Here is a 5502-nt window from a genome sequence, read left to right as displayed (position 1 = left end):
CGAGGGCCACACCCTGGGGAATTACTTGAGCCCAGCCCCGGGGAATTACGTGAGCGACGACACGCCGCGCAAGCGCGGCGCACCGTGCGCGCTCGCAGATCGCCCTGCGGGCGGCCTGACGGCCGTCCTCGGGCGCCCGCGGCGCGCCGCCCTGCGTTTTGGACGTTCACTCGTCAGCCCGCATACGCGTATGCGCTTCGCGGCTTCGCCTTGCTTCCTGAGCCGTTCGAAGCCACCGCTGCTCTGTCTGCACGACCCGATCACCACCTGTGAAGCCCATGACTGCTGCGGTTACCCACCCGGCCACGAGCACGACTAACTGAAAATCGACTGTTGCCGACCTCCCAAGGGCCAGGTTCCCGAGAACGCTCACGATGAGCACCAGGGCAACAACAATTCCACCCGCCGCTGCGGTCTCGCCAAACATCCAGCGAACCGCCGTCACGAAGCGGTCCACCCTGTAACGCTTCTCGACATCATCTGCGTTCGTCAGCCATGCGCGCCTGCCCTTCATGGATTTGAATCGGCGTGGTAATCATCCCGACGATAGTGCCACCGGTCGATCCGCCATCAGGACGAGCCGCGCGGACCAGCCAGTTGCACGCTCACGCCGACCCGGCTCGCGCGAACGGGGTATCAGTAGACCGCATCAGTTACAACCGATCCAATAGCCCAGATCAGAGCCGCAAGCGCTGTAACCTGAGCGCCTAATCCTGCGACCAGCCACGCTGCGCGGACGTTGTTGGACCTCCGCAAAGAGACAATGGCCTGTATCTTCATATAGGCGACGTAGTTACGTGCGTTGACTTCGTCATCCTCCCAACGGTCCCGACGCATCTTGGTCAGGTCGTCCGTTGTCGCGGCCAGGTACCGACGCGGATATGTAGAAAATAATGCAAAGAGGGCCGCTATACCAAATGCCGCTACAGCGACTACCAGCAGGATGCCAGACGACTCGGGCAGGTTGGTCTTGTTGTCGCGGAGCACGATCGCGCTCAGCGCGGCAAGCAGGGTCACGACCGCACCTGACGACGTAAGAATCGAACTCCCTCGCGCGTCGATGCGCTGCCACCGGTCACGCTCAGCCTGAAGCTCCTCCGCGATGAAGGCCGCGTAGGTCGATCCTTGTTCAGTGGACTCCTCAATGGAATTGCCCACCGAAGACGGATCACTCATAGTTCTCGGTTCGGCCCGCCGCCTCCAGTCAGCGTCTTCGGATCGAGCCAGTCCGGATCGGGCGGAGCCGGCTTCGTCTTCTTCGGCGACGAGTCAGCCTTCTTAGGTTCAGGGTTCTTCTGGTCGGCCATGCATTCCTCCTCGGCCGGAAACCGCGAATAGCGGTGAGCATCCTACCCCTCCTGATTGGATGGTGGCGGGGCGCTGCCCCGGACCCCGGCCCTTCCTCGGAGATCCACGAGGGACGGTCACCCGGCGGGATCTCCTCGGTCGTGCACCGAGACGGCTGCCCGAGAACCCCCGGCCGCGCCAAGGCCAAGCCGCTTCGCGGTCGCCTCCGGCGAGCCTTGACCCGGCCGGAGAACCTCAGGCAGGGGCGAGCCTGCCCGACCGAGGAGATCCCGCCACTCAGCCCAGCAGAGCGCGGAAAGCCGCCGCCACGGAAAGCCGCCCCGGACCTTCGGCCCGGGGCGGTAAGCCACACAACGGCGGTCAGCCACGCAAGATCGAACGGGCCATCCACGGGCCAGAAGCCGGTGTCCCAGACGGTCACCAACGGGCACGAGTGGACACCACGACACCAGCCGCCACCAGGCACAACGGACAGATCACCGCAGCCGTAAACGATCTTCCAAACTGACGGTGCGGGTTCGATTCCCGTCGCCCGCTCTCACCACTCCAGTCCAGGTCAGCGGCCCTTCTGCCCAAGCTGGCCCTGCTCGTTCCAGCCGTCCTTGGTGGCGGTGGGTGCGCCGAGAAGCTGCGGCACGAGACGGTCATACTCCGCTCTGGCTCCGATCGGGGCAAGCCGCGTCCGGGCCGCCAGTTCGCGGCCGCTACGAGCATGTCAGCGATGAAGTCGCGGTCGGCGCCGCGAGCGAGCCGGACGAGCACGGGGATCACCTCCGCGATCAAGGAAATTCGCATCGATCAAGGGCAAACCCACGTGGAAATGAGATCCAACCACGTGCGTTTGCCCTTGATCGGCGGAGATGGGTGGAGATGGGTGGGTGGGACGGGACGGGCTAGAGCCTGCCGTAGCCGGCGCCGGCGCGTACCGAGGAGGGCACGCTCGATGCGCTGTCGGCGGTGTAGTTGTAGTAGGTGCGCGGCTCGACGACCGTGCCGGCCGCCTCGCAGGTGCCGGAGTTGACGAAGGCGTTGTTGCGGTGCACCAGCCGGCCAGGGCCGCTGTCGGCGTACCCGCTCGCGGAGAAGCACGGGAACGGCATGTTCTCGAAGTAGTTGTTTTCGACGAGCGCGCCGGCCTGCTGCACGGAGGCGACACCGTAGAGCTCATTGTTCAGGAAGTAGTTGTTGAACACGTGCACCGGTTCGCCGAACCTGATGCGCGGGTGCCGTTGCCGACTGTTGTCGAAGAAGTTGTGGTGGATGGTGACCTTCAGGCGCCCGACGTCCGTCGACGACGCGCCGTCTGAGTGGCTGATCAGCATGCTCTTGTCGGAGTGGTCGAAGTGGTTCCACGAGGCGGTGACATAGTCGGCGCCCCGGACGATGTCGATCGAGCCGTCGACGGCGCCGCGGAACGTGTTGTGGTCGATCCAGATGTGGTGCGACTCCTGGCCGACGTTGACCGCGTCGTCTTCGGCGTTGGTGAAGAACAGGTTCCGCACGATCACGTTGTACGAACGGTAGAAGTCCAGGCCGCCGCCGTCGATGTGGCCGCTGGTACCGACTCCGATGATTGTCTTGTTTGGACGGACGCCCTGCTTGCTCGTGATGTTGATCTGGCCCTGCACGCGGATGATCAGCGTCTCGGTGCTGTCGATGTACTCCAGGAACTCGCTGGCGTTGGTCGCGGTGACGGTGCGGCCGCCGGCGCCCCCTGTGGTGCCGTTGAGGCCGAGCGCGTTGACACCCGCGAAGCCAATAGGCCCACCAGTGGGTACGGGCGGCGGGCTGGAAGGAGGCGGGGTCGTCACGGCAGGCGTCGTGGGCGTGGTGGTCGACGTTTCCACCACGACGTCGTCGAAGTCGGCCGACGCGTAGTACGTCGCGGCCCCGATACCGCCAGCTGTGTAGGCGGTGTCGGTCGCGGTCAGCGCCGAACCCCCGTTGACCGTGCTCCGCAGCATCGAGCCGGACGCCTGCAACGAGAGCGTGTACGTGGTGCCGGCCGACACGGTAACGCTGGTCGACGCGAGCGTGCTCGCGGAGCCGTTGACCAGCTTCTTCAGCTCGACGGTGTTGTTGGAGCGCAGGGCCACGTAGTAATAGCTGGTCGCCGACTGGGCACGGGCCAGCAGCGCGACGAACCGGTTGCTGCCGTTGAACGCGGTCGGCCGTACCCGGGCACTGACTGTGTAGTCAGTCCAGCTCGCGCTGCCGGCGCGAGACCGGGCGTCGCTGCTGGTGCCGGACTGGCGCAGCACGCGCGAGGCATCGGTGGTGACCGACCAGGTGCCACCGCTGGCGGTCCAGCCGGCGCTGTCGCCGTCTTCGAAGTTGTCCGTGAAGGCGGTCGCGGCCTGGGCGCCGCCTGCGAAGCCGACGAGCGCCGCCGTAAGCGCGGCGGTCAACGCTCCGGCAAGGCCGGCGACGAGAGCGGTACGTGTACGGGTCATCGTGGCGGCTCCTCAGATCTTCCCGACGCCAGCGCCGGCGGGGACGACGGTCGGGACAGTGGACGCGGGTCCGGCGGTGTACGCGTAGTAGGTGCGCGGATCGGTCACGGTGCCGCGGGTCTCGATGGCGTGATTGCAGGCGACGAGGATGTTGTCGCGCTGCACCATCCGGCCCAGCGGCCCGCTGAAGTCGACCCGGCCCGGGTTGTTGACGCTGTAGAAGTAGTTGCCTTCGACGAACAGCCCAGACTCGTTTGTGGACGCGATGCCGTAGCTGTTGTCGTAGTAGTAGTTGTTGAAGACGTGCACCAGCGACGAGAACCGCACGCGCGGGTTGCGCTGGTCGGACGTGTCGAAGAAGTTGTGGTGGTACGTCACGCGCAGGCGGCCGCTGTCTTGGGCGCCGTTGTCGTCGTCGTGCCCGACCAGCGTGGTCTTGTCGTGGTCGTGGAACCGGTTCCACGACACTGTCACGTAGTCCGAGCCGCGCTTGATGTCGACCGCACCGTCGTCCCCATTGGACAGATCATTGTGGTCGATCCAGATGTGGTGCGAAAACATCTGCACGTTGATGAGATCGTCGGTGGCACCGGTGATCGACAGGTTGCGGATGATGATGTTGTGCACGGCATTGGCGGGCGGCGTCGTGACGTCGTCGTCCACCGGCAGGCCGATGTTCAGCCCGCCACCGACCAGCGCGGCGGTCGAGCCGAGGCCGACGATCGTCTTGTCCGAGGTCACGTTGTGCATGCCGTCGGTGCTGCCGGTGGGCAGCGTGATCCGGCCGGAGACCTGGATGACGTACGGGCCGGGGCGCGCGATGTAGTCGAGGAACTGAGCGGTCGTCGTGACCGTGACGGTGGGACCGCCGGCGCCTCCGGTGGTGCCGTTCTGGCCGAGCGCGTTGACGGTAGCGAAGCCGACCGGACCGTCGGCGGCGAGCGCGGTGTCGGGCCAGCTGACCAGAGCACCGGTCAGCAGCACAGCGGCGGCGAGACTTCTTCTGAGCATACGGGGCCTGCCCTTCCTAACTGCGTTCACAGTCGAGGTGACAGACCCCCGGACGCGCCGGAAAGCGCTTTCCCCACCTTAGGACTGCCGGACACAGAAGTCAATCGATGCCCCGCGCGACCCCTCCTCCGTCGATCAAGGGCGAATGCACGTGGTTGGATCTCAAATCCACGTGCGTTTGCCCTTGATCGATGCGGATGTCCTTGATCGGCGACCGCGCCGGCAGTCCGGGCGCCGCACTCCGGCGCCGTCCCAAGGCGGCCCGACCTCCACCATGCGGACACGCCGCCCGGACAAACGCAGACGCGCCGCCGGACAAACGCAGACGCGCCGCCGGACAAACGCGCGGACCGCCGCCGGCCAACGCCGCCCAGCAGTCCGACGCCGCAGTCCGGCGCCGCGCTCCGTCGCCACCACCACCCAAGGCGGCCCGACCACCACCACACGGACACGCCGCCCGAACGCGCAAACGCGCCGCCCGAACACGCGCAAACCCGCCGCCCGAACACGCGCGAACCCGCCGCCCGGACGAACGCGCGGACCCGGAGCCAGGTGCGGCCCGCCACACCGCCGGGCCGCAGCCCAAAGCGGACGGCGACAGCCAGTCGCCGACGGCGGGCGCGGGCTGACAAGCGACGGCGGGCGGCGGGCGGCGGGCGGCGGGCGACGATCAAGGAGATCCGCATGGATCAAGGGCAAACGCACGTGGAAAACAGATCCAACCACGTGC

At 66.6% G+C, this 5502-nt stretch carries 5 protein-coding genes; all 5 read right to left on the bottom strand.

The window, feature by feature from the left end:
- Positions 1-166: 166 nt before the first annotated feature.
- The 5 genes from V6V89_RS41000 to V6V89_RS40980 all read right to left on the bottom strand — a co-directional run bounded on the left by V6V89_RS41000 (position 167) and on the right by V6V89_RS40980 (position 4772).
- Complete coding sequence (locus V6V89_RS41000) at positions 167-514, bottom strand: hypothetical protein (RefSeq protein WP_334625125.1); 348 nt, start codon at positions 512-514, stop codon at positions 167-169.
- 122 nt (positions 515-636) lie between these two features.
- Positions 637-1176 carry a hypothetical protein gene (locus V6V89_RS40995; RefSeq protein WP_334625124.1) on the bottom strand — a complete coding sequence of 180 codons (540 nt, stop codon included), beginning with the start codon at positions 1174-1176 and terminating at the stop codon, positions 637-639.
- Positions 1173-1307, bottom strand: a complete 135-nt coding sequence (locus tag V6V89_RS40990) for a hypothetical protein (protein WP_334625123.1) — start codon at positions 1305-1307, stop codon at positions 1173-1175. The genes V6V89_RS40995 and V6V89_RS40990 overlap by 4 nt, the downstream gene beginning before the upstream one ends.
- Before the next feature lie 894 nt (positions 1308-2201).
- Positions 2202-3761, bottom strand: a complete 1560-nt coding sequence (locus V6V89_RS40985) for a pectate lyase family protein (RefSeq protein ID WP_334625121.1) — start codon at positions 3759-3761, stop codon at positions 2202-2204.
- A gap of 12 nt (positions 3762-3773) precedes the next feature.
- Positions 3774-4772 (bottom strand): pectate lyase family protein, encoded by a 999-nt coding sequence (locus V6V89_RS40980; protein ID WP_334625120.1) that lies wholly within the window; start codon positions 4770-4772, stop codon positions 3774-3776.
- Between the last annotated feature and the right edge of the window lie 730 nt (positions 4773-5502).

It is taken from the genome of Micromonospora sp. CPCC 206061, from assembly GCF_036906915.1.
In the GTDB taxonomy this organism is placed as follows: domain Bacteria; phylum Actinomycetota; class Actinomycetes; order Mycobacteriales; family Micromonosporaceae; genus Phytohabitans.
The sequence above is the reverse complement of the archived record's forward strand: the minus strand, read 5'-3'. Positions and strand labels throughout refer to the sequence as shown.

Coding starts and splice junctions, on each gene's coding strand:
- V6V89_RS40980 (WP_334625120.1), bottom strand. CDS start 4,772: ATGCTCAGAAGAAGTCTCGCCGCCGCTGTGCTGCTGACCGGTGCTCTG.
- V6V89_RS40990 (WP_334625123.1), bottom strand. CDS start 1,307: ATGGCCGACCAGAAGAACCCTGAACCTAAGAAGGCTGACTCGTCGCCG.
- V6V89_RS41000 (WP_334625125.1), bottom strand. CDS start 514: ATGAAGGGCAGGCGCGCATGGCTGACGAACGCAGATGATGTCGAGAAG.
- V6V89_RS40985 (WP_334625121.1), bottom strand. CDS start 3,761: ATGACCCGTACACGTACCGCTCTCGTCGCCGGCCTTGCCGGAGCGTTG.
- V6V89_RS40995 (WP_334625124.1), bottom strand. CDS start 1,176: ATGAGTGATCCGTCTTCGGTGGGCAATTCCATTGAGGAGTCCACTGAA.